19 protein-coding genes are annotated in these 25080 nt (G+C 53.4%); 11 read left to right on the top strand and 8 right to left on the bottom strand.

What is annotated here, in order from left to right; all coding sequences use genetic code 11:
• Positions 1–85: 85 nt before the first annotated feature.
• On the bottom strand, positions 86–1759 hold the full coding sequence (locus HVX64_RS13145) for a methyl-accepting chemotaxis protein (protein WP_052443916.1): 1674 nt from the start codon (positions 1757–1759) through the stop codon (positions 86–88).
• Between the two features lie 887 nt (positions 1760–2646).
• On the opposite strand from HVX64_RS13145, the gene HVX64_RS13150 reads away from it, so the two are divergent.
• Positions 2647–3126 (top strand): Rrf2 family transcriptional regulator, encoded by a 480-nt coding sequence (locus HVX64_RS13150; protein WP_044257678.1) that lies wholly within the window; start codon positions 2647–2649, stop codon positions 3124–3126.
• A 64-nt stretch (positions 3127–3190) separates the two neighbouring features.
• On the opposite strand, the gene oqxB is transcribed toward HVX64_RS13150, so the two are convergent.
• Entirely contained in the window at positions 3191–6346 is a 3156-nt protein-coding gene (oqxB, locus tag HVX64_RS13155) for a multidrug efflux RND transporter permease subunit OqxB (protein WP_044257677.1), read from the bottom strand.
• Positions 6347–6370: 24 nt separating this feature from the next.
• Positions 6371–7546: an efflux RND transporter periplasmic adaptor subunit gene (locus tag HVX64_RS13160; RefSeq protein WP_044257676.1), complete on the bottom strand. Its 1176-nt coding sequence runs from the start codon at positions 7544–7546 to the stop codon at positions 6371–6373.
• A 336-nt stretch (positions 7547–7882) separates the two neighbouring features.
• Here HVX64_RS13160 and HVX64_RS13165 point away from each other — a divergent pair, with 336 nt between their 5' ends.
• The 3 genes from HVX64_RS13165 to gap all read left to right on the top strand — a co-directional run bounded on the left by HVX64_RS13165 (position 7883) and on the right by gap (position 10511).
• Positions 7883–8236 carry a helix-turn-helix domain-containing protein gene (locus tag HVX64_RS13165; protein ID WP_043001911.1) on the top strand — a complete coding sequence of 118 codons (354 nt, stop codon included), beginning with the start codon at positions 7883–7885 and terminating at the stop codon, positions 8234–8236.
• Between the two features lie 205 nt (positions 8237–8441).
• Positions 8442–9422 carry a helix-turn-helix domain-containing protein gene (locus tag HVX64_RS13170; protein ID WP_043000461.1) on the top strand — a complete coding sequence of 327 codons (981 nt, stop codon included), beginning with the start codon at positions 8442–8444 and terminating at the stop codon, positions 9420–9422.
• Positions 9423–9500: 78 nt separating this feature from the next.
• Complete coding sequence (gene gap, locus HVX64_RS13175; RefSeq protein WP_043000460.1) at positions 9501–10511, top strand: type I glyceraldehyde-3-phosphate dehydrogenase; 1011 nt, start codon at positions 9501–9503, stop codon at positions 10509–10511.
• Positions 10512–10898: 387 nt separating this feature from the next.
• Here the strand turns inward: gap and HVX64_RS13180 are convergent, their stop codons facing one another.
• Positions 10899–11210: a hypothetical protein gene (locus HVX64_RS13180; RefSeq protein ID WP_044257675.1), complete on the bottom strand. Its 312-nt coding sequence runs from the start codon at positions 11208–11210 to the stop codon at positions 10899–10901.
• 601 nt (positions 11211–11811) lie between these two features.
• Here HVX64_RS13180 and HVX64_RS13185 point away from each other — a divergent pair.
• Positions 11812–12528, top strand: a complete 717-nt coding sequence (locus HVX64_RS13185) for a YebC/PmpR family DNA-binding transcriptional regulator (protein WP_043000457.1) — start codon at positions 11812–11814, stop codon at positions 12526–12528.
• A 236-nt stretch (positions 12529–12764) separates the two neighbouring features.
• On the opposite strand, the gene dhaR is transcribed toward HVX64_RS13185, so the two are convergent.
• The gene (dhaR, locus tag HVX64_RS13190) at positions 12765–14669 is read right to left on the bottom strand and encodes a dihydroxyacetone kinase operon transcriptional regulator DhaR (protein WP_181825433.1); all 1905 of its coding nucleotides are present in this window, start codon (positions 14667–14669) and stop codon (positions 12765–12767) included.
• Positions 14670–14909: 240 nt separating this feature from the next.
• Between dhaR and dhaK the strand changes: the two genes are divergently transcribed.
• The 4 genes from dhaK to HVX64_RS13210 all read left to right on the top strand — a co-directional run bounded on the left by dhaK (position 14910) and on the right by HVX64_RS13210 (position 19876).
• On the top strand, positions 14910–15980 hold the full coding sequence (dhaK, locus tag HVX64_RS13195) for a dihydroxyacetone kinase subunit DhaK (RefSeq protein WP_181825030.1): 1071 nt from the start codon (positions 14910–14912) through the stop codon (positions 15978–15980).
• Positions 15981–15990: 10 nt separating this feature from the next.
• Positions 15991–16623: a dihydroxyacetone kinase subunit DhaL gene (gene dhaL / locus HVX64_RS13200; protein ID WP_044257671.1), complete on the top strand. Its 633-nt coding sequence runs from the start codon at positions 15991–15993 to the stop codon at positions 16621–16623.
• A 10-nt stretch (positions 16624–16633) separates the two neighbouring features.
• Positions 16634–18067: a dihydroxyacetone kinase phosphoryl donor subunit DhaM gene (dhaM, locus tag HVX64_RS13205; protein WP_044257670.1), complete on the top strand. Its 1434-nt coding sequence runs from the start codon at positions 16634–16636 to the stop codon at positions 18065–18067.
• A 102-nt stretch (positions 18068–18169) separates the two neighbouring features.
• On the top strand, positions 18170–19876 hold the full coding sequence (locus HVX64_RS13210) for an alpha,alpha-trehalase (RefSeq protein ID WP_044257669.1): 1707 nt from the start codon (positions 18170–18172) through the stop codon (positions 19874–19876).
• 53 nt (positions 19877–19929) lie between these two features.
• On the opposite strand, the gene HVX64_RS13215 is transcribed toward HVX64_RS13210, so the two are convergent.
• Positions 19930–22041 (bottom strand): TonB-dependent siderophore receptor, encoded by a 2112-nt coding sequence (locus HVX64_RS13215; RefSeq protein WP_044257815.1) that lies wholly within the window; start codon positions 22039–22041, stop codon positions 19930–19932.
• 122 nt (positions 22042–22163) lie between these two features.
• Complete coding sequence (locus HVX64_RS13220) at positions 22164–22418, bottom strand: GlsB/YeaQ/YmgE family stress response membrane protein (RefSeq protein WP_043000449.1); 255 nt, start codon at positions 22416–22418, stop codon at positions 22164–22166.
• 203 nt (positions 22419–22621) lie between these two features.
• Here HVX64_RS13220 and HVX64_RS13225 point away from each other — a divergent pair, with 203 nt between their 5' ends.
• Positions 22622–23356, top strand: coding sequence for a flagellar brake protein (locus HVX64_RS13225; RefSeq protein WP_044257667.1), 735 nt, complete (start codon positions 22622–22624; stop codon positions 23354–23356).
• Here the strand turns inward: HVX64_RS13225 and emtA are convergent, their stop codons facing one another.
• Positions 23357–23968 carry a membrane-bound lytic murein transglycosylase EmtA gene (emtA, locus tag HVX64_RS13230; protein ID WP_042318553.1) on the bottom strand — a complete coding sequence of 204 codons (612 nt, stop codon included), beginning with the start codon at positions 23966–23968 and terminating at the stop codon, positions 23357–23359. It lies immediately after the preceding gene.
• 138 nt (positions 23969–24106) lie between these two features.
• On the opposite strand from emtA, the gene ldcA reads away from it, so the two are divergent.
• Positions 24107–25021 carry a muramoyltetrapeptide carboxypeptidase gene (ldcA, locus tag HVX64_RS13235; RefSeq protein WP_044257666.1) on the top strand — a complete coding sequence of 305 codons (915 nt, stop codon included), beginning with the start codon at positions 24107–24109 and terminating at the stop codon, positions 25019–25021.
• Positions 25022–25080: the final 59 nt, after the last annotated feature.

The raw sequence follows: 25080 nt of genomic DNA on the forward strand, positions 1-25080 counted from the left end.
TCTCATGAGATTTCGCTGAATCTCATGAGAATCACAAAAAACTATAAAATCCACGCAATTGCGTGGATTTTTCGTATTAGGGTGCTCAGAACGTTTCCCAGTTGTCTGTTTCTGAAGCTATCTTTTTGGACACTACATATTTTTCGCCATTATTCCTCTCCCTCGGGCGACTAACACGTTTTTCTGAGGTCATGTTTACTGGTTGTATTCCTTCCTCATTCAAACTGAACACGCTCACCATATCCTGGAGTACACGAGACTGCTCCTGCATTGAAGAGGCAGCTGCAGCTGACTCTTCAACGAGCGCGGCATTTTGCTGTGTGGTGGTATCAATCTGTCCCATCGCACTGTTGATTTGGGCAATCCCATCACTCTGCTCCCGACTCGCTTGTGCGATTTCCTCAATCAGTTGAGTCATGTTCTGGACGTTGGAAACAATTCCCATCATGCCAGCATCTGCTTTTTCAACCAGATTGCGGCCAGAGGCAATACGGGAGACAGAATCATCGATCAATTCCTTAATTTCACGGGCAGCTGACGCACTGCGTTGTGCCAGTGTTCGGACTTCTCCAGCCACCACAGCAAAACCACGTCCGGATTCACCCGCTCGCGCAGCTTCTACTGCTGCATTCAGCGCCAGAATATTGGTCTGGAAGGCTATACCATCAATAACCTGGATGATGTCCGCCATTTTTGATGAGGAATCGTAAATTTCCTGCATCCGGGAAGACACTTCACTCATAACGGCGCCATTCTGTTTCACGACAGAAGCTGTCTCACTCACGTAACGATGCGCCTGCGCCGTGTTTGCTGCAGTATTGTTAATAGTTGCCGTCAGCTCTTCCAGCGTCGAGGCAGTCTCTTCTACCCCTGCCGCTTGCTCTTCCGTGCGAGAGGCCAGATCGGTGTTACCACTATTAATTTCAGCCGCGGCTAACGCAATGCTGTCGGCCCCTTCACGAACCTTGCGTACCGTATTACGCAGACTCTCTGTCATTTCCCTCAGGGAGAGCATCAGTTGTCCAGGCTGGTCTCGGGATTCCACTTTGACGTCGATACCCAGATTACCGGACGCCACTTCCCGAGCCACATTAACGGCTGACAGCAATGGGCGAGTTATCCCACGTGTGATAAACCACGCTAACAGACTGCCGACGACAATAGCGATGACGCCAAGAACAATCAGAGCCTGAATTGCCGCCGAGCCATTCTCCTGAATGGACCCACTGGCTTCATCAATTTGTGCTTTATCGTAATTTTCCAGTGCTTTTACGCTGCCGGAATAGACCTCCATGGCGGGAATGAGTTTCTGGCGAATAAATGCATTGGTGGCATCACCATTCCCTTGTTCACTGATGCGAATCGCCTCATTGCGGATATCGATGTACAGCTTTCTTTTATCTCCCACGGTCGCCAGGAGTGACTTACCCGTATCAGAGACAATTAATTCTGCCAGTTCCTTCTGAATGGCACTCACCCGCTCTGACATTACCTTCATCTTTGACTGGGCAAATTTTTTAATTCCATCATCAGAGGAAGTCAGTACAGATAGCCCCATCGCACCATTATAGTCAATTGCCGCCCCCCACGCCCCCGTGAGTCGCTCCAGCACCAGCAACCTGTCCGTAATAGCATGGGTTTCTTTCAATATGCCATTTAATTTAACGATCCCCGTTACAGCCATAATAACGACAAGGGTGAGAACAATACTGAAGCCAACTCCCATTCGGGTACCAACACCAAAATCATTTATTTTCATTTGCTATCTCATACAAAAAAAGTCACCTTTTCCCTGCCACCCGTTGAAAAAACCAGAACAATGCCGGGAGCGTTCGACTTAAGGGCGGAGTCAAGCTAACATATTGAAATTGATCATGTTTTAAACATGTGCCAGCGTATCTATCGGCAGAAAGGGAGAGGACTTTAACGTGACCATTCTCTTAGAAAAACATTGACATTGTGAAACGAGACAGGAAATCGCGTGTAAAACAAACCGTATCATGTTGTTTTTTAATTGAAAAAGACAACTCAATTTTTATCGCATAATTTCATACCGGAAACAAAAGAATAAAAAAACAACAACCGATTCCATATTAATCTAATGATACCCCCTCAACCCACTTCCATTAATTGCATCGAAAATAGTTAACATTGATACTAACGTATTCCGATAAAAAGAAAACACCACTATTCTTAAACGACAGGCTTTAATCCATTGAAAGTTTCAGAAAGGATAGACTGATATTTTTACTCCACAGACCTGAATTGATGATATTTTGCCCCCCTACGTATAGCGTACATTTGGTGTTATAAGTGAACGCAGATTCGGCGATATTGTTCAGGCAAAGAAACTCACCACTGAATATGAGTATGGCTATAACGAATACAAACCACGTTCAGCACAGAATTATTTGACGTCACCTGGGTTTATAACAATGTGTAAAACAGGGTTTCACTCCTTTGGTTCGATAACATCGTTTCAGTGTCTGATTCTCTGGACTGAGATCCCAGGCTGTTCGTCTGGCATGTCAGGTCAAATGTTGACTGCTTCAAAAAAATTACCGTTTTTGTTATATTGATGCTTACTGATTATCCACCTCCGCGGTGCCAAAAAGAACAAGATTCACCGCAACCCAGGACAATAAAATGTTAGATTACCGCTTCCCGACAGCTTTGCAGATGGTTCTCAGCGTAGCGATGGCGGAGCAATCGGGTGAACGTTCGACAAGTGCAATTCTGGCCTATGGTCTGGAAGCAAATCCGAGCTTTATTCGCAAATTAATGGTTCCGCTCACGCGAGACGGTATCATCGTCTCAACGCTTGGCCGCAACGGTTCTATTCATCTTGGTCGCCCGGCGGAAGAGATCACCCTGCGTGATATCTACCTTTCTGTTATTGAAGATAAAAAGCTATGGGCATCGCGTCCTGACGTACCGGCTCGCTGCGTGGTCAGCGCCAACGCTTGCTGGTACTTCAAATCTATCGCCGATGAAGCGGAGCAAGCTTCGTTAGAGGTATTAGCTCGCCATACCGTGGCAAGCGCGCTGGAGAAGGTCAAAAAAGCCGATACCAGCGGGTGCGATCCGGTCCCTGAGATTGATACCCAGTCTAAAAAAGCGCATTAATTATTTCCTTAACCGCAAAAAACCGCCTTAACGGTGAAGGCGGTTTTATGTTATGTGCAATTCCTTAAGAAACCGGCAAAACATCCCTTATCGGTTTACCGCGCGTAACGAACTTACGCAGCGTCACGTAAAACACCGGCGTCAGGAACAGACCAAACAGCGTCACGCCCAGCATCCCGGAGAAGACCGTGATCCCGGTGACGCCGCGCACTTCTGCGCCCGCGCCGTGGCCGAGGATCAGCGGAATAGTCCCGGCAATAAAGGCGATGGAGGTCATCACAATCGGACGTAAACGCAGGCGGCACGCCTCCAGCGCGGCTTCCATAATGCCTTTGCCCTGAATTTCCAGCTCGCGGGCAAACTCCACGATAAGAATCGCGTTTTTACAGGCCAGCCCCATCAGCACCACCAGTCCCACCTGCACGAACACGTTGTTATCACCCCCGGTCAGCCAGACGCCAAACAGCGCGGAGAGCATGGTCATCGGGACGATAAGGATCACCGCCAGCGGCAGCGTCCAGCTTTCATACAGCGCCGCCAGGACCAGGAACGCCAGCAGCACCGCGACCGGGAAGACGATCAGCGCCGTGTTGCCCTGGGTGGCCTGCTGGAAGCTCAGATCCGTCCATTCAATGTTCATCCCGTTCGGCAGGATCTGCTTAGACATCGCGTCCAGCTGCGTCATCGCCTGCGCAGACGAGAGCACGCGCGGGTCGGCATCGCCAATCAGATCCGCCGCCGGGTAGCCGTTGTAGCGGATTACCGGATCCGGCCCGTAGGTGGTCGTGATTTTCACCATACTGCCAATTGGCACCATTTCGCCCTGGCTATTACGGGTGCGTAAATTGGCTATGTCTTCCACGCTGTCGCGGAACTGCCCGTCAGCCTGCGCCATCACGCGCCAGGTACGGCCGAACTGGTTGAAGTCATTCACGTACGACGAGCCCAGATAGGTTTGCAGCGTACCGAAAAGGTCGGTCAGCAACACGCCCTGCGCTTTCGCCTTATCACGATCGACCTGTACATCCAACTGCGGAACGTTAGCCTGATAAGTTGAGATCGGAAAATGCATTCCCGGCGTCTGCATAATCGCCCCGGACATGGTATTCACCGCGTTTTGCAGCGCGCCATAACCCAGACCTGCGCGATCCTGAATATACAGCGAATACCCGGAGCCCTGCCCCAACCCTAATATCGGCGGCGGCAGAATGGAGAAGCCAAAACCTTCCTGAATTTGCGCAATTTTCGTGTTGATCTCCGCATTTATTTCCGCCGCAGAATGTTTACGCTGGTCGAACGGCTTCAGGCCAAAAAAGACGGTCCCGGTATTCGGCGTGTTGGTGAACTGCAGCGCGTTCAGCCCCGGGAACGCAACCGCATAGTCCACGCCTTCGGTATTCATCCCGATTTCGCTCATTTTGCGGATCACCGCGTCGGTGCGCGCCAGCGACGAACCTTCCGGCATTTTCACGCCGCCAATCAGATACAGCTTATCCTGCGTCGGGATAAACCCGCCGGGCACCGCTTTAAACATGACGCCTGCGGCACAAAGCAGCAGCAGATACACCGCAAATACCGCGCCGCGTCGTCCCAGCGTTTTGCCCACCAGCCCCTGATAGCCGTTTGAACTGCGGTGGAAAAAGCGGTTAAACGGACGGAAAATCCAGCCGAACAGACGATCGATTAGCCGGGTCGGGAAATCTTTCGGCGCGCCGTGCGGTTTTAACAGCAGTGCCGCCAGTGCCGGAGAGAGCGTCAGCGAGTTAATGGCAGAGATGACCGTGGAAATCGCGATCGTCACCGCAAACTGCTTGTAGAACTGCCCGGTGACGCCCGAGAGAAACGCCATCGGCACAAACACCGCACACAGCACCAGCGCAATCGCGATAATCGGCCCGGACACTTCTCGCATCGCCTGGTGAGCTGCCGCAAGAGGCGCAAGCCCCTCTTCAATGTTTCGCTCGACGTTTTCCACCACCACGATGGCGTCGTCCACCACGATACCGATGGCTAATACCAACCCGAACAAACTCAGGGTATTCAGCGAGAAGCCCAGCAGGTAGAGAATGCTGAAAGTACCCACCACCGAAACCGGCACCGCGATCAGCGGAATAATCGACGCGCGCCAGGTTTGCAGGAACAGGATCACCACCAGCACCACCAGCACCACCGCTTCCAGTAGCGTTTTCACCACCGCACGAATCGAATCACGTACAAAGACCGTCGGATCGTAAGGTGCCGCCCACTTCATATCTGCCGGGAAGCGCGTGGACAGTTCGTCCATTTTCGCGCGTACCGCGTTAGACAAATCAATGGCGTTCGCCCCCGGCGACTGGAAGATACCAATCCCGACCGCGTCTTTATTGTTCAACTGGGAACGCAGCGCATAGCTGCCGGACCCCATTTCGATACGCGCCACGTCGCGCAGGCGGACGACCGTACCGTCCTGCGTCGTTTTCAGGACAATATTGCCAAACTCTTCTTCTGTATGCAGACGGCCCTGGGCGTTAATGGAGATCAGAAAATCGCTCTCTTTCGGCAGCGGCTCGGCACCAAGCTGCCCGGCGGACACCTGTATGTTTTGCTCCTGCATCGCTGTCACCACATCCGACGCGGTCAGCCCGCGCGCCGCCACCTTGTTGGGATCCAGCCAGATGCGCATCGCGTATTCACCCGAGCCGAAAATCTGGATCTGGCCGACGCCCGGCAGGCGCGCCAGCTCGTCCTTCACCTTCAGCGTGGCGTAGTTACGCATATACAGGGAGTCGTACTTACCGTTGGGCGAAAACAGATGCACCACCAGCGTCAGCGTCGGGGACTGTTTCTGGGTGGTAATGCCCAAACGCCGCACGTCTTCCGGCAGACGCGCTTCGGCCTGCGCAACGCGGTTTTGCACCTGAACCTGCGCCTGATCCGGGTCGGTTCCCGGACGGAAGGTGACGGTGGTCACCAGCACGCCGTCGGAGCCCGCGACGGACTTCATGTACATCATGTTCTCAACGCCGTTGATCGCCTCTTCCAGCGGCGTCGCCACGGTCTCGGCAATCACTTTCGGGTTGGCGCCGGGGTATTCCGCGCGCACCTGCACGCTTGGCGGCACGACGTCAGGATATTCGCTCACCGGCAGCAGCGGGATGGCGATTAACCCGGTGATAAAAATCAGAATCGACAGGACGGCGGCAAAAATCGGCCTGTCGATGAAAAAGCGGGAAAAGTCCATGGGTTGGATTCTCAGGTCAAGGGATCAGTTGAGGGCGCTGCTGGCGGTCATGGCAACGGTTTTGGCGTTAACCGGCATACCCGGCATAAACACTTTTTGTAAGCCCTCGACGATGACTCTGTCGCCAGGGTTCAGTCCCTGCTGCACGATGCGTAAGCCGGCGGCGAGACGCCCCGGCGTAATATCACGACGCTGTGCTTTACCCTCTTTATCCACGATATACACGTACTTACGATCCTGATCGGTCAGCACCGCTTTGTCGTCAATCAGCGTGGCTTTGAATTCCGCGCTACCCGGCAGGCGTACGCGGGCAAAAAGTCCCGGTGTGAACTGACGCTGCGCGTTATCCAGCAGCGCGCGCATACGGATGGTGCCGGTACTCGGCGTCAGCTGGTTATCCAGGAAGTCCACTTTGCCCTGATGGGGATAGCCCTCCTCGCCCGTCAGGCCAATCTCAACCGGCAGCGCCGTGTGATGGCTGGACGCCCCCTGCCCGCTACGGGCCAGATTTTGATAGTGGAGATAGGTTGACTCGTCCACGTCAAAATAGACGTAAACCGTCTTCTGCGAGACCACCGTGGTGAGGACGCTGGCGCTGTCGCCCGCAGTCACCAGGTTCCCGCTGGTGATCAGCGCCCGGCTGGCGCGACCGTCAATAGGCGCGGTGACTTTGGTGAAGTCCAGATTCAGCTGCGCGGCGTCAACCGCCGCCTGCGCAGCGCGAATATCGGCCTGCGCCTGGGTGGCAGCCGAACGGCGCTGCTCCCACTCTTCGCGGGATACCACATTCGTGTTGACCAGTTTATCGGTGCGGTTTGCCTCACTTCGCGCCAGGCTTGCCTGCGTTTTAGCTCTTGCCAGGTTCGCCTGCGCCTGTTCCAGCGCCGCGCGATAGGTTCGGTCATCAATCGTGAACAGCACCTCGCCCTTTTTCACTTCCTGACCGTCGGTGTAATTCACTTTATCAATGTAACCAGAGACGCGGGGGCGTAGCTGGACGCTCTCCACCGCTTCAATCCGACCGTTAAAGCTATCCCACTGGCTAATGGATTTTACGACCACGTCAGCAGCACTGACGGCGGGCGCAGGCGGCGCGGCGTTTTGCGCGACGCTGTTATCACATCCGACAAGCAACATAGAGAGCAACATCACCCCCAGCGCGCTCGGATAAACGTTACCCCAGGTTTTTTGCAGGCTCATTATTTTTATTCCGGTATTGGTAGCCGCCGGGCAAGACGCTGCGGGAGACGCCGCGCCACCTCCTTTGTCCGGTAGCTGACTTAAGGCCATTTGTGTCGTTCATCGCCACAAAACTGTAACAGTTGCAAATACACTATCGCGGCGATTGTAGGAAGGCGCTTAACTAAGTGCAAGAATAATTGTTGCACTTTATGTGCTATTTGAGCGGATGTGAAAAGACCTGTTTCAGGCAGGGATTTAAATGTAACAATAAAACTTGCAATTATTTTCAAAAGGAGCCACCTTTAAATGCAACAGATAAAGATGCTTTTTGATACGCAGCCCGGGGGAAGCGAGATGAACACTGGCGCATTTATTCACGATTTACTCGACTGGATCAATAACAACCTTGATAACCGCCTGGACATCGACACCGTTTCCAGACGAGCCGGTTATTCGAAATGGCACCTTCAGCGCATCTTCAAAGAACATACGGGTTATCCCATCGCCGGGTATATTCGCGCGCAAAAGCTGCGAAAATCGGTTGAACGCTTAACCCACAGCGACGAACCGATTTTGAACGTGGCGATCGCGTTGGGCTTTGACTCTCAGCAGTCATTCAACCGCAGCTTCAAGCGTCAGTATGGTCAGGCCCCCGGCGCATGGCGCCGCAATGCCGGTTGCCCGTTGAGTAAACGCCAATGTCAGTAATGCCTCTGTCGTGGGTCAGGGTCACTGCGAATACCTCTACGCCAGCCTGATGAATTGATTGACCCTCTCTTCGCCGCTTATTGTCACGACTCACCGCCCGTTTACTGGCGGTCAGAGGCGGGACAGTCTCTGCGGCAGGGATAAGACCGCTTCCATCTGCGTCTGTGCTGTTGACTTATTCTGTAAAAAGATTACTTTTCAGGACATGAAGAAGATACTCATCATTGTCCCCGATGGCGGTATGCTGTTTGAATCCGCTGGTATTGCCGACATTCTGATGCAGGCCAATCGCCTGCATCCGGAAGGTGCTACGGACATCTGTTACCAGGTGCAGTTAGCAACAACTCAACCGCATCAGGTGATCCATGGTCAGTCTGGTTTAAATTTACTGGCAGATCATCGCCTGCATGAAATTGACCCTCGTGAGCCTCTGGATACCATCATTATCACCGGCAGAGGTCAAAATCCGCAGGAAGGGATTGCAGTGGTTGACTGGCTGCGCCTTGCCGCTCCCCATGCCCGCCGCATTGCATCCATTTGCGGCGGCGCGATGCTGCTGGCGCAAACCGGACTGCTGGACGGCAGACGAGCCACCACCCACTGGAAGCTACTGGAAACTATGCAGGCAGAATTCCCTCAGGTGCGCGTCGAAGGCGGTCCGCTCTACATTCAGGACGAACACATCTGGACGTCAGGCGGAGTCAGTTCCGGCTTTGACCTGACGCTTGCCCTGGTTGAAGAGGACTACGGCTTCAGTCTGGCACGCGACATCGCTCAGGACTTCGTCATGTACCTGCGCCGACCCGGAGGCCAGTTGCAGTTTAGCCGCTACAACCTTCAGCAGAGCAGTACCCAGGGCCCCATTAGCGATCTACAGGCCTGGCTGCTCGAAAACCTCACCGCCGACCTGAGTGTGGATAAACTGGCGGCAAAAGTCGCCATGAGCCCGCGTAATTTCACCCGCGTGTTTACCCGGGAAACCGGCGCTTCGCCGGCCCGTTACGTCGCCGAAGCTCGTCTGGCTGCTGCACGACAGCGTCTGGAGCAGACCAACGAGACGCTGGATCGTATCGCTGAACAAACGGGATTTGGCAGCAGCATTAACCTACGGCGACTGTTTGAAAAACAGCTCCAGCTCACCCCGGGAGAATATCGTCAGCGCTTTCACTGTCGTAAAATGGCGTAAAGTGATCCTTTTTTGTCATTTACGCCAACTGATGACCGACCTACATTACCTTCAGAGACAACAGATAAGGAGTTAATCATGGTAAAGGTCGGTATTAACGGTTTTGGCCGTATCGGACGCAACGTACTGCGTGCAGCGCTGGGTAACCCGGATATTCAGATTGTGGCAATCAACGATCTGACAGACAGTAAGACACTGGCGCATCTGCTGAAATACGATTCGCTGCTCGGAAAACTCGATGCCGACGTCACCGCCGGTGAAGGGCAGCTTGTCGTTGACGGTAAACCCATTACCGTGTTCAGCGAACGCGACCCCGCCAACATCCCATGGCGTCAAAGCGAAGTTGATATTGTTATTGAAGCAACCGGCTTCTTCACTGACCGTGACAAAGCAGCGGTGCATATCCACAGCGGTGGTGCAAAGCGCGTGATTATCTCCGCCCCCGGTAAAAACGAAGATTTAACCATCGTGATGGGCGTTAACGATGGCCTCTACTCCCCGGATAAACACGTCGTGGTCAGCAACGGTAGTTGCACCACTAACGGTCTGGCACCTGCCGCGCAGGTTCTGCACCAGCATTTCGGTATTAAGCATGGTCTGATGAACACCACCCACGCCTATACCAACAGTCAGGCGCTGCATGACCAGCCGGAAAAAGACCTTCGTGGCGCTCGCGCCGCCGCACTGTCGATTGTGCCTTACTCCAGCGGTGCCGCGAAGGCGCTTGGCAAAGTCATTCCTGAGCTGGATGGTCGTTTGACCGGTTACTCGCTGCGCGTACCGGTTCCGGTGGTTTCCATTGTCGATCTAACCGTAACGCTTGAGCGGGATGTGACGACGGAAGAGGTCAATAATGCGTTTCGTGAAGCCGCCGCAGCGGGACCACTGAAAGGGATCCTCGGTTACAGCGATGAACCACTCGTCTCAAGCGACTACCAGGGCGACCCGCGTTCTTCCATTATCGACGGCCTGTCGACGCTGGTGATTGGCGGAAATATGGTCAAAATTCTGGCGTGGTATGACAATGAATGGGGATTCTCCAACCGCCTCGTCGACCTGGCACTGTTGATGGCAAGGCGTGAACACTAATCTCCTGCTATCGCCCCCTCAAAAATCCACGCCTGGCGTGGATTTTTAATTGCTGCCGCTTACCTGGCGGTGCAATCTGGGTGAACAGCCCATCAGACGTTTAAAGACTTTACCAAACGCACTGTCAGACTCGTAATCCAACGCGTTGGCAATCAGTACGACGATGTTTCGGTATTTTTCAGACGATCGCAGGCCAACAACATGCGCTAACGCATAGGGTAGTCCATCGACATGCTGCCCACATTTTCTTTGAAATGTTGGGCAAAACTCGTCGCCAGGGGAAATCAATATCACGTCGGCTATGTGCCATGAGCGGACGTTGCTGATAGTAATTAGTACGGGTGTTATTCTACTTCCGGGTTACAGACAGGTTGCCCCGACATGGGATTAAAGGGGTGAGACGGACTCAACAACATGCTGGAAAACGTAAGGATCAGAAAGTAGTTCAAATTCTTCGTCATCCGGGTAGGTGACCGCCACGTGATAGTTTTCTCCAGCAAACGCCTTCACCGACTGGAGATCCTGCCAGTAGGTAGCAAGAAAAAAAAGTTCCCAACCACCCTGCGTTTCTCTGCGAACAAACGCGCCTATGTTTCCTGGGATGCTCTTTGAATGCTCTACTCCTGTTTTCTCCAGATGCATAGCAAAACCATCCGCATGTTCAAGTGGAACGCAGCCGTGCCAGGTTCTTACAATCATTAGTTTTATCTCCTGTTATTGAGAAATATAACCCTATCACCAAAAGGTATTTCATGGTGTAGTTAATAAAGAGTATTTCTTCTGATAGCGAGTTTTCAGGCGCTTCTGACCTTCGTTTATCGTTCATAGCAGACCTGAGGACCAGCCAGTCTATCCTCTGCGAGCCAACAGCAGACGTGAACGTGTTATATAAGGCGAAGGCGGTACTTGCATGAATGCCATTTGAAATGACAACCTTCATAATCCGATCTCTCCTGTGGCCTGCATAATGCCAGACCCAGCATTTTGATAGCTGTTTAGTTAATGCGTTATCGAAAGCCTTTAAAAAGGTATTTTGCCAGGTTAATCACTTTTGTTTCTCTTGTCGTATGTATTATTGCTGCGGTTCAACAATTAAGAATAGGAAAAGAATCAGAAACATTTCGAATATAGTTTATCCATAATATTAACAATTGATAGTATTAAAACAACACTCCATGAAATGGGATATTTTTATTTCTCATAGACGAGAATTTACATATCATGATATAATGTACGAGGAAAAGCACGCAGGTTATTAACCTGTATGCTTTGTGATTAAATTTTCGAGGGGACTATTCCAGTGGGACGTAAATGGGCCAATATTGTTGCTAAAAAAACGGCTAAAGACGGTGCAACATCTAACGTATATGCAAAGTTCGGTGTAGAAATTTATGCCGCGGCTAAACAAGGTGAACCAGACCCTGAATTAAACACATCTTTAAAGTTCGTTATTGAACGTGCAAAACAAGCACAGGTCCCAAAACACGTTATTGATAAAGCCATTGATAAAGCTAAAGGTGGCGGAGATGAAACGTTCGTGCCAGGGCGTTATGAAGGCTTTGGCCCCAATGGTGCAATGGTTATCGCTGAAACGTTAACGTCGAATGTTAACCGTACGATTGCTAATGTCCGCACAATTTTCAATAAAAAAGGCGGCAATATCGGCGCGGCAGGTTCTGTCAGCTATATGTTTGACAATACTGGCGTGATTGTATTTAAAGGAACAGACCCTGACCATATTTTTGAAATTTTGCTTGAAGCTGAAGTTGATGTTCGCGATGTAACCGAAGAAGAAGGAAACATCGTTATTTATACTGAACCTACGGACCTTCACAAAGGAATTGCAGCGCTAAAAGCAGCAGGTATTACTGAATTCTCAACAACAGAATTAGAAATGATTGCTCAATCTGAAGTTGAACTTTCACCAGAAGATTTAGAAATCTTTGAAGGTCTTGTTAATGCCCTTGAAGATGACGATGATGTTCAAAAAGTCTATCATAACGTTGCAAACCTCTAATTAAGAATGAAAGGAATCTGCCATTATGGCAGGTTTTTAACCTTATCACGTTGTTATAACGAAGCATATTTAGCCGGGTATCAGGGATAGTGTCCATCGACCCGTTGGACTCACCGTTCAGAACAGACCCGCCTCCCTGGTACCAGACTGCAGATCGCACAAAGGGCACCCGTCATGGGTACCCTTTGTCGCAACCTACAAAAATCGCCTTCACTCTCCTGCAACAATCCCGCTTATCAGGGACTCAACTTAAAATGAGCCGCGTTGATATGGTACAATTTCATTTTTCGCCACAAGGTGGTGCGGCCAATTTTCAGCAGGCTGGCCATCTCCTGAATCCGCCCACCGGTCACCCTTGCCACATGAATAATGGCGTCTTTCTCAATATCACTGAAAGCGACGCTGGCAGAGAAACGATCGGTCGCGGGTTCTGAGGCACGGTGCTCGTTAAAGAGATATTCCGGCAGATGGTTCAGGTGAATACGCCCGTTGTCACTTCTCAGCGCCGTATTTTCAATGACACTGTTGAGCTCGAAGTCATTCCCCGGCCAGTCGCAGGCAATCAGCGGAGTCAGCACATCGTCATCCATAAACAGGCGGGTCGAAAAGCGTTTTTCCAGGCGACGCAGGCGGTGATTCACCAGCGAAGGAATGCTGTTACGCCGCTGTCGCAGCGGTGGAATCATTATTTCAAAGGCGTGCAACGCGTAATAGAGCTGGCGGCTAAAGCGGTTTTGTTCCACCAGCCGCGCCAGATCTACCGTTGTGGCGGCAATCACTTTCACGTCAACTGGCACCACCCGCCGCGCGTCCAGGCGAGTGATCACCCCTTGTTTAATCACCTGTAACAACGCCGACTGCAGTTCTGGCGCCAGATACTCAATTTTTTCCAGGTACAGCGTACCGCCGTGCGCCAGTTCCAGGCGGCTCAACCGCCCTTCGCTGTCGTCATCCGCCGTACTGGCGATAAAATCCCGTACCTGATCGGCATACAGCTGACAGTTCACCGCAATATACGGGCCTTCTGCCCGTTCGCTGGCATTATGAATAGCCTGACTCAGCAACTCTTTACCCACGCCCTCTTCGCCGCATAACAACACCGGAAAACTGCCCCGCGCCGCCTGACGACCAAAATGAACGATACGCTGGGTCTGCGGATCGTCCTGCGCCATCTGCGCGAAGGTATGGCTTACTTTACCCAATTGACTGGTCATCAACTGGCGCATCTTCTCCACCGGATGCAGCAGCAGAATAAAACTGGTGCCCTGCGTTTCGACAATCGGTTTGAGAGTAATCACGGTATCAATGAACTGATGCTGGCTTTCAAATGTCGCCTCAACATGATGCAGCGGGCGCTGATGGCGGATCGCACGCACCAGCACGCTGGGCAGCGTCAGGAGTTCATTGAGGTTTTTGCCATGGGCAGCCGTCACATCAAGATGCAGTAGCCGTGCCGCCTGAGCATTGATGAATTGCAGACTGCCCTGCGCGTTCCAGGTCATCACGCCGTCATCCATGCTCTCCAGCAAACCGTACAGTTGATTGAGATGACGGTTTGATTCGGCAAGCAGGCTGTCGGTGAGCAGCGAGTTTCCCACTTCACGCGCAATCGCCAGGGTTAATGGCAGATCGGCAGGCGATGCGTGATCTGCCGGACAGCCCAGCGCAATGGATCCTAAGAGGCGTCCATGGTTGTCGAAAACAGGCGTTGAGCAAAAACACCACGCACCGAGCGCATGTTTAAAATGGTGATCGGGCAGCGTTTTTACCGGTTGCCCTACGACAGAGGCCAGCGACAGCGCGCAACTGCCAATGATGCTTTCGGCACAATAGGTGCCGTCGACAAAACCGAGTTCCGCCAGTTGCCCGAGCGTTTTTGGATCGCCACAGCGGCTCAGCAAACACGCACTCTCATCCAGAATGAACAGCGCACACTTTCGCGGCGCCATGTATTCCCATGCGTCCTCCAGCGCCGCCTGTCCAAGCGTGAGCATCGCCGTCTTACGCCGACAAATCGAATCAAACGTCAGTCCCTGTGCCCGGTGCGGTTGCGCCCAGAAATCACGCTGCATTATTTTGCCGCAGCGTAGCCACGAGTCGCGAATAAATTCAGGGATATTCGATTCATCGCTTATGTTCACGCTGTTATTCACTGTCTGTTTTCCCTCATTTCAGGGTGCGGTCGCTCGCAATTCTGCGGTATCTCGCGCTTTTACGTTCCGTTATGGAACATTCATCAAAATAAATGTTCTCTTTTGGAACATAACATCGATGAATTTTCTTTTTGGCGCGCTGGGGCACAATTACGTTATCGGCAGCGAGCGGTCGCCGTGGCGTTGTACACCATCGATCCCCTGGAGCCTAAGACCCGGAGCAAGAGAATGAAAAAGCTGATTAACCGTGTGGAAGACGTACTGAGTGAACAACTGGCTGGCCTCGCAAAAGCGCACCCGTCGCTGACCCTGCATCAGGATCCGGTGTATGTGACCCGTGCAGATGCCCCCGTTCAGGGCAAAGTCGCGCTGCTTTCCGGCGGTGGCAGCGGGCATGAACCCATGCACTGCGGCTATATTGGTCAGGGCATGCTGTCTGGCGCCTGCCCCGGCGAAATTTTTACCTCTCCAACACCCGACAAAATGTTTGAATGCGCCATGCAGATTGACGGCGGCGAAGGCGTGCTGCTGATCGTGAAAAACTACACCGGCGATATTCTTAACTTCGAAACCGCCACTGAACTGCTGCACGAAAGTGGCGTGAAAGTCACCACTGTGGTGGTGGATGACGACGTGGCCGTCAAAGACAGTCTCTATACCGCCGGACGACGCGGCGTCGCCGACACCGTGCTGATTGAAAAACTGGTCGGGGCGGCGGCAGAGCGCGGCGATTCCCTGGAAGCGTGTGCGGAACTTGGCCGTAAACTTAATAATCACGGCCATTCGATCGGTATCGCCCTCGCTGCCTGTACGGTTCCGGCCGCCGGTCAGCCCTCTTTCACCCTTGCCGACAATGAAATGGAGTTCGGAGTCGGGATCCACGGCGAGCCCGGCATCGACCGTCGCGCTTTCGTCTCCCTCGATCAGACCGTTGATGAGATGTTCGATACCCTGCTGGAAAACGGCACCTATAGCCGCACGCTGCGCCACTGGGATCCCGCTCAGGGCGTCTGGCAGGAGGATAAGCAAGGCAAACAGCCTTTGCAGCGTGGCGATCGCGTCATCGCGCTGGTCAATAACCTCGGCGCCACGCCGCTTTCTGAACTGTATGGCGTCTATAACCGCCTTGACGAACGCTGCCAGCAGGCGGGTATCGTTATCGAACGTAATTTGATTGGTTCGTACTGTACGTCACTGGATATGACCGGCTTTTCCATCACCCTGTTAAAAGTGGATGACGAGACGCTGGCACTCTGGGACGCACCGGTTCATACCCCAGGCCTGAATTGGGGCAACTAAGGAGAGCGTCATGTCACTGAACAGAGAACAAATTGTGAGTTGGCTTTATCGCTGCGGGGAGATTTTCAGCAAAGAGAGTGATTATCTCACCGGGCTGGATCGCGAGATTGGCGATGCCGACCACGGTTTGAATATGCATCGCGGCTTTAGCAAAGTGGTCGAAAAATTACCGTCCATTGCGGATAAAGATATTGGGTTCATTTTAAAAAATACCGGGATGACGCTGCTGTCAAACGTCGGGGGAGCCAGCGGCCCGCTGTTCGGCACCTTTTTTATCCGCGCCGCGCAGGTCACTCAGGCGCACCAGAGTTTGTCGCTTAATGAACTCTATCACATGATGCGTGAAGGCGCCGATGGCGTGATCAGCCGGGGTAAAGCCGAGCCGGGTGATAAAACGATGTGTGATGTCTGGGTGCCGGTGGCGGAGTCACTGCGCCAGTCGAGCGAACAGAACCTCTCCGTCACCGCCGCGCTGGACGCCGCCGCCGTTCAGGCTGAAGCCGCCGCGCAAAGCACAATTACGATGCAAGCCCGCAAAGGTCGCGCCAGCTATCTGGGCGAGCGCAGCATCGGGCATCAGGATCCGGGCGCAACCTCGGTGATGTTTATGATCCAGATGCTGGCAGCCGCAGCAAAAGAGTAAGGACAGTAAGATGGTAAACCTGGTGATAGTCTCTCACAGCGCCCGCCTCGGTGAGGGGGTGGGCGAACTGGCGCAACAGATGTTAATGGGCGGCGACTGTAAAATCGCCGTTGCCGCCGGTATCGACGATCCGCAAAACCCCATCGGTACCGACCCTATCAAGGTGATGGAGGCGATCGAGTCTGTTGCTGATACCGACCACGTGCTGGTGATGATGGACATCGGCAGTGCCCTGCTCAGTGCGGAAACGGCGCTGGATCTTCTCGACCCGAGCATTGCCGGGAAAGTGCGACTGTGCGCCGCGCCACTGGTTGAAGGGACGCTGGCGGCAACGGTGAGCGCCGCCGCGGGCGCGGATATCGAAAAGGTCATCGCCGATGCGACGAACGCCCTTGAAGCTAAGCGCGAGCAACTGGGTTTACCCTCTTCTGCTGATGAGCGCCGCATGACTCCGGTTTTTAGCGCACCGGACGCAGCGGCAAAATCAGTGTCCGTGGTGATCAAAAACCCTAACGGTTTGCACATTCGTCCGGCGTCCCGGCTTGTGGCAACGCTGTCAGCCTTTGACGCGGATCTGCTGCTGGAAAAAAATGGCAAGTGCGTCACGCCGGATAGCCTTAATCAGATATCGCTGTTGCAGGTTCGCTGTAATGACACGATCCGTCTGCTGGCAAGCGGAGCGCAGGCGGATGACGCGCTGGCCGCATTTAGCCAACTGGCTGCGGAGAACTTCGGTGAATCGCTGGACGATGTCGCAATTACCGCATCGTCGACGGAGAAGATTACGGGCAGCGCGTTCTGTTACACCCCGACGCTGCCGCCGGTTCGACAAGCCTCGGATCTCAGTCCCGTTGCAGAACAGGCGCGACTGCGTAACGCGCTGGATCTCACCCTGCTCGATCTGATGACGCTGCTCACCCGCATGGAAGAACACTGGCCTGGTAACCTGGCGGCCATTTTCTCTGGTCACCATATGTTGCTGGACGATCCAGAGCTGTTTGATACCGCCTGCGGGATCCTGCGTAGTGAACACTGTACGGCGGAATATGCCTGGCAGCAGGTGCTGAGCAGCCTCAGCATGCAGTATCGGCAACTGGATGATGCCTATCTGCAGGCGCGCTACATCGATATCGACGATCTCCTGCATCGCACGCTACGTCATTTGCTGCAAAGCCCGCTGACGTTGCCTGATTTCACCGCGCCTGCCATCCTGGTCGCCGACAATCTGTTTCCCTCAACGGTGCCGGAATTCGACCCGAACGTGGTGAAAGGCATTTGCCTGCGTGAAGGCAGTCCGCTCGCGCATGGCGCCTTGATCGCCCGCGAGATGGGCATCGCCTGGATATGCCAGCAGGGCGACGCACTTGACGATGTGCAGACGGGTGAGCGGTTGACCCTTGATGTGGCGCAAAATCGCGTCGTCAGGGAAAGGAAAACCCTGTAACGTCGCAAAAAAAGGAGGGTAACAACGCGCCGGGGGCGATCCTGGACTACGATTTTCTCATGGTAGATACCGTTTTTCGGTACACACTAAGGAGATGAATCAATGCATACCCCTGCTTTTTGCACGTCTGGTTCGCTGTCGTGGGTCATAAAATTAGCGGTTTCCGGCACCCTTCTGTCCTTCTCTTCACTGTCTGTGCACGCAGAAGAGATGCCGGTTACCCCGCCGCAACCGCCGGATATTTTGCTCGGCCCGCTGTTTAACGATGTGCAGAATGCCAGACTGTTCCCCGATCAAAAGACCTTTGCTGATGCCGTGCCAAACAGCGATCCGCTGATGATCCTTGCGGATTACCGGATGCAAAAAAATCAATCCAGTTTCGATTTACGCCACTTTGTGAGCGTCAACTTCACGTTGCCAAAAGAGGGAGAAAAATATGTTCCGCCGGAAGGACAATCGCTGCGCGAACATATCGACGGGCTGTGGCCAGTATTAACACGCTCTACCGAAAGCGCGGGAAAATGGGATTCGTTGCTGCCGCTGCCTGAACCTTACGTGGTACCCGGCGGGCGCTTCCGGGAAGTCTATTACTGGGACAGCTACTTCACCATGTTGGGACTTGCCGAAAGCGATCACTGGGACAAAATTGCCGATATGGTGGCGAACTTTGCCTGGGAGATTGATGCCTTCGGTCATATCCCCAATGGCAACCGCACCTACTATCTGAGCCGTTCCCAGCCCCCCTTCTTCTCCCTGATGGTGGAACTGCTGGCGCAGCATGACGGCGACGATGCGCTGAAAAAATACCTGCCGCAGCTGCAAAAAGAGTATCTCTACTGGATGGAAGGCGTCGAAACGCTGCAGGCAGGTCAACAGAACAAACGGGTGGTGAAACTGGATGATGGCACCATTTTGAACCGCTACTGGGATGAGCGGGATACGCCGCGACCGGAATCCTGGGTTGAGGATATCGCCACGGCAAAAAGCAATCCAAACCGTCCGGCCACCGACATTTATCGCGATCTGCGCGCTGCGGCGGCATCCGGCTGGGATTTCAGTTCGCGCTGGATGGATAACCCACAGCAGCTCGGCACGCTGCGGACCACCAGCATCGTTCCGGTGGATCTTAACGCGCTGCTGTACAAGATGGAAAAAATCCTCGCGCGCGCCAGCAAAGCCGCGGGGGATGAAGCAAAAGCCAACCAGTACGATTCGCTGGCGAACGCCAGACAGAAAGCGATTGAGCACTACCTGTGGAATGACAAAGAAGGCTGGTATGCGGATTACGATCTGAAGAGCAAGCAGGTGCGTAATCAACTGACCGCTGCCGCCCTGTTCCCACTGTATGTCAACGCGGCCTCGAAAGATCGCGCCAGCAAAATGGCCGTGGCCACTCGCGCGCATCTGCTTCAGCCGGGCGGGCTTGCCACCACCTCGGTGAAAAGCGGACAGCAATGGGATGCGCCAAACGGCTGGGCGCCGTTGCAGTGGGTCGCCACCGAGGGCTTACAGAACTATGGACAGAGTGAGGTGGCAATGGAGGTAAGCTGGCGTTTTCTGACCAACGTGCAGCACACTTACGATCGCGAGCAAAAGCTGGTGGAAAAATATGACGTCAGCAGCACCGGAACCGGCGGTGGCGGCGGTGAATATCCGTTACAGGATGGTTTTGGCTGGAGCAACGGCGTCACGCTGAAGATGCTCGACCTGATCTGTTCGAAGGAAAATCCATGCGACAACGTGCCGGAAAAACGTCCTGTGACTCGCCAGACCTCCACCGAACCGACACAAAAACAGGCAACGCCGTAATAGCCAACGCCTGACCGGCCTGGAAATACCAGGCCGGTTTTCGCTTCACGCGATCAGAAACGGTAGCTTGCCCCGACCTGAACGGTACGATCACGACCAATCCAGCAATTGGTGCTGTCGTAGCAACTGAAGGTTTCTTTGTTGGTGATATTCTGCGCGCTGGCTTTTAACGTCACGCCGCGCAATGAAGGCAGCGCCTCGCCCAACTGATATGACACGGCGAGATCGTACTGCGTTGTGCCTCCGAGTTTACCGCTCTTGTTATCCGGCGCAATTTCCATCGGCCCGGTATAGCGCGCCCCTGCGCCCATTGTTAGCCCGCGCAGTATGGTCGCATCGAAGGTGTAATCGCCCCACAGATTAAACGCATTCTCCGGCACCTGTGTCGGGCGTTTGCCTTCGTATGTTTCGTCTTCAGTATTGATCGCATGAGTATAGGCGTAGTTGGCAACCAACGTGACGTTGTCACCTGGTCGGCTAATCACCGACAGTTCCGCGCCTTTTGATTCGATCTCCCCGGTCTGCCGATAATCCCAGGTTGGCGTGGCGGAAAGAACATTCTTCTGACGGATGTTAAACACGGATGCCGTCAGCGTGGTCGCGTAATCGGCCAGCAGGTATTTCACCCCGCCTTCCAGTTGTTTGCTGGTTGTCGGCTTCACCTCTTTTGACGTCAGCGTGCCCTGCGGTGAAATCGGTTTGAAGCCTTCGGAATAACTGATAAACGGTGAAATACCGTTTTCAAAGGCATAAAGCGCGCCAAAACGTTTGGTCACCCGGTCCTGGGCGATCCAGGTTTTCTCATCATTTTGCAGCGCGTCGGTCGTCGTTGACCGATAGTCGTCATAACGCAGACTGGCCAACAGATTTAAGCCGCCAAACGCCACCTGATCCTGCAAGTAGTAGCCATTTTGCTGATAAGAAAGGCGGTTTTTCTGTGCGGTGTACAACCCCAGATCGGCAGTATGCACCTGATGGAAATCCGGGTCGCGCATGTCGATTCCCGGCGTGGCGCTGGCGTAACGGTAGAAGTAATGGCTGTCGAGTTTCTGATAATCAAAACCGGCCAGAATATGGTGCTGCCAGTCGCCCAGCGTGACCGTTTTCGTTACCTGGTTGTCAATGTTGAAACTTTTCAGATCTTCATCGGTGGTATAGGCAAAGCGGTTCAGCATCCAGACCGGGTTTGTGCCATTGCCGGTTGAATAGACGCTGCGCTGGTGCGTATCAACATCAAAATAGCGCGCCTGCTGACTGAATCCCCAACCGCTGTCAAATTCATGTTCGAAATGGTAACCCACCATCCACTGACGCTGCTTAAAGCCACTCCACTCATCACCGGCGTAATCACGGCGATCGGCATACCCCGAGCGCAAATAGGCAATGGGTAACGGGTTTGACGGCGACAACGACGGTGTATTTTGCACCAGCGCATCCAGCGTCAGGCGCGTTTTGCTGTCTGGTTGCCAGGTGACGGAGGGCGCCAACAGATAGTCTTCATAACGGGTGGTGCGCGGTTGATCGTCGCCCTCCGTCGCCTTGCCCAGCAGACGGTAATTCCAGTCGCTGTCGCTGATTTTGCCGGTGGAATCCAGATAGCCTTCTTTCAGATTTCGCGTACCGGTATTAAAGCCGATCTCCGTTTTTTGTTCAGCCTGCGGTTTTTTGCCCTGAATATTCACCAGTCCTCCTGGCGAACCGCTGCCATACAGCACAGAGGCGGGCCCTTTCAGAATATCGACGCTTTCCACCAGCAGCGGGTCGATACGTGCTTTGGTGTTGCCAGTGACGTTGTACGGCAACTGCAGGCCGTTGTAGTACTCCTGATCGACAGAGAAACCGCGAATCTTGTACTCGCTCAGGTAGGAGGTATTGCCGCGCATTTCTGTCGACACCCCCGGCGCATAGCGCAGGATCTCGTTGACGGAATTCGCATGACGTAACGCGATCTCGTGATTATCGATGGTATTAATCACCTGCGGCGTTTTACTTTCCGGGACAGCAGATTTGGTGGCGCTGTTAGTCCAGGCAGGCAACAGGCTCTCCTGACCTGTCGCTGAAACGACAATAGTCGATTCGTTGGTGTCCGCCGCATATGACAATGTGGTCAGAGCCAGTGAGATACAGCCAGAAAGCGCACAAAGTCGAAAACAAGAAGTTGTCATAGTGAGAATAATTATCAGTTTAAATTGGAATGCCAATTATTCTCATTTCAATGGGTAAATCAAGAGAGGAATTGAAGGGGAATACCATTAAAAACACGGCTCCCGCAGGAGCCGTATTGTTATTAATCGCGGCGTACGAGCCGGTATACCACCAGCACCACAATGGCGCCCACCACAGCGACCAGGAAACTGTGAAGGTTAAAACCACTGATCGTGCCGCCAATACCAAACATGGTCGCCAGCCATCCGCCCACTACAGCACCGACGATGCCGAGTATACAGGTCAGGATGAATCCGCCGCCGTCACGTCCCGGCATGATCAATTTGGCGATAACACCGGCAATCAAACCAAATACAATCCAGGCAATAATTCCCATGTTCAGACCCTCTTTTCAGGGAAACCACACGCAACCGTTTCTTGCGCTTGTCCGTTAAGTATAGGCAACCCCTTGATCCCCGTTGTTTCCGCGAGGCTGAATTATTTGTCTTTGGTAAAAAAAATCACGCGTTTGTATTAAGTTCTCCTGCGTCTTGCCGATAACCGTTCGATAGACTGTCAGGCAGCCAGGAGGCATTCCGCGTGAGTCATTACAATGAGCAGTTCCTGAAGCAAAATCCGTTGGCGGTGTTGGGGGTTCTTCGCGACTTAAACAGCAACCAGGTGCCTTTGCGCGTCTCCTGGTCCGGCGGACAATTCATCAGCAAGATCCTTGACGTCTCGGCCGAAAGACTGGTGATGGATTTTGGCAGTCAGCAAAAAGAAAATCTCGCCGTGCAAAAAGCGCGCAATATTACCTTTACCGCCGAAACCCAGGGCGCGAAGGTCGAGTTTACTCTTGAGCAGTTGCACAGCGGTGAGTATCAGCAGCTTCCCGCCTTTATCACCCCGCTCCCTCCGGCGCTATGGTTTGTGCAACGACGGGAATACTTCCGCATCTGCGCACCGCTCCATCCTCCCTACGGTTGTACGGCACAGATGCCGGATAACAGCACCCTACGTTTTCGTCTGTACGATCTTTCCCTCGGCGGAATGGGTGCTCTGCTGGAAGGCCCGAAACCGTCAGGTCTCACCGAAGGGATGCGTTTTTCGCAGGTGGCATTGGATATGGGGGAATGGGGGATGTTTCACTTTGACGCACAGCTGATTTCCGTCACCGAACGCAAAGTGATTGACGGCAAAAACGAGACCATTTCCACTCCCCGCCTGAGCTTTCGTTTTCTCAACGTCGGCCCGGCGGTGGAGCGGGAACTTCAGCGGATTATCTTTTCCCTTGAGCGCGAAGCGCGCGAAAAATCAAATAAAGTGCGCGACTAATTACATCGCATCCAGCGCGCGCTGCAATTTATAGATGTAGCGCGGCGCCTGAGGCGCAGGATGATTATCCGCGACGTGTTCAACGAACTCATCAGCGCTGAGATCGTTGATTTTGTTAATTGCCTTTTTCCGGTCGGAAGAGAACGTGCGTAGCAGTGCGCCTGCGCCGTTAGCGTAGGAGACGACCAGCGCGTACTGCATCACCTGCGGATCCTCAATGCCGGCGAGCGGGCCGGTCTCCAGAATACTCAGGTAGGCAGCGCCCATTGAGATATTCCGTTCCGGGTTTTTCAGTTCACTGGTCGTAGGCTCGCCGCTCCAGCCCATCCGACGATAGACATCGCGTCCTGAAGTTGACGCTTTTAATTGCATCAACCCTATCGCATTCGATTTGCTAACCGCATTGGGATTCCCGCCTGACTCAATGGCGATAATCGCCGTAATCAATTGTGGGCTAACGCCCCACGCCGCACCGGCTTTTTCGCTGATCGGCATCCATTGCATGGCACGTTTTACCGGCACTTCCGCGTTCCACGGGGGATTTTTATAATCTTGTTTTGAACTACAGCCTGCAAGCAGCACAATTAAAAAAGCAAACCATCTCAATTTCACGTCTTCTGTCCTTATCGCCGGAACGCTTTGTTACTAAAACCACCGTTATAAACCGGATAAGCAAAGCACCCTCCGGCAAAACGTTCTACTATAAGCGGCATGATATACATTTGGTTTCTGTTGTAGCAAGGAATTGCCATGTCCCGGTTTCACTTAATTGCCCCCTCGGGTTACTGCATCAATCAGCACGCGGCTTTACTTGGTATCCAGCGCCTTAAAGAGGCCGGGCATCAGGTCGATAATACGGCGGTGGTCAGTCGTCGCCATCAACGCTTTGCGGGTACGGATTCGGAGCGTCTGGCGGACGTGAACGACCTTGTGCATCTCACCGCGCCGGACACCATCGTCATGCCGGTGCGCGGTGGCTATGGAGCGAGCCGTCTACTGCAACACATCGACTGGCAGGCCCTTACCGCCCGACAACAGCGGGATCCGCTGCTTATTTGCGGACACAGTGATTTTACGGCGATCCAGTGCGGTCTGCTGGCGCTGGGCAATGTCATCACTTTCAGTGGTCCAATGCTGGCGGCGAACGTTGGCGCGCCGGAGCTGAATACCTTTACGCAAACCCATTTCTGGCAGGCATTGCGTCACGCGCAGTACACGGTGGAATGGCAAGGCGACGGTCCGGCCTGCCACACACAAGGAACGCTGTGGGGCGGTAATCTGGCGATGCTGATTTCGCTCATCGGTACCCCGTGGATGCCCAAAATAGAAAACGGCATTCTGGTACTGGAAGACATTAACGAGCACCCTTTTCGCGTTGAGCGCATGTTATTGCAGTTGGTTGACGCCGGTATATTGAACCGGCAGAGCGCCATTGTGCTGGGCAGTTTCAGCGGTAGCACCCCGAATGAGTATGATGCCGGTTACGATCTTAACACCGTGTATGCGTTTTTACGTGAACGCCTCTCTATTCCCCTGATAACTGGACTCGATTTTGGTCATGAGCCGCGAACCGTTACGCTGGCGTTGGGCGCGCATGCCGTATTGCAAAACAGTCAAAACGGTACACAACTGACGATCTCGGGTCATCCCTTTCTGAAATCATAAAAAAAACGGCTGCAGGACTAAGTAACGCCCGGATGTAGCCGTTAATATGATAATGTCAA

Origin of the sequence: Citrobacter sp. RHB20-C16 (assembly GCF_013890155.1) — a bacterium.
GTDB classification, from domain to species: Bacteria; Pseudomonadota; Gammaproteobacteria; order Enterobacterales; family Enterobacteriaceae; genus Citrobacter_A; species Citrobacter_A amalonaticus.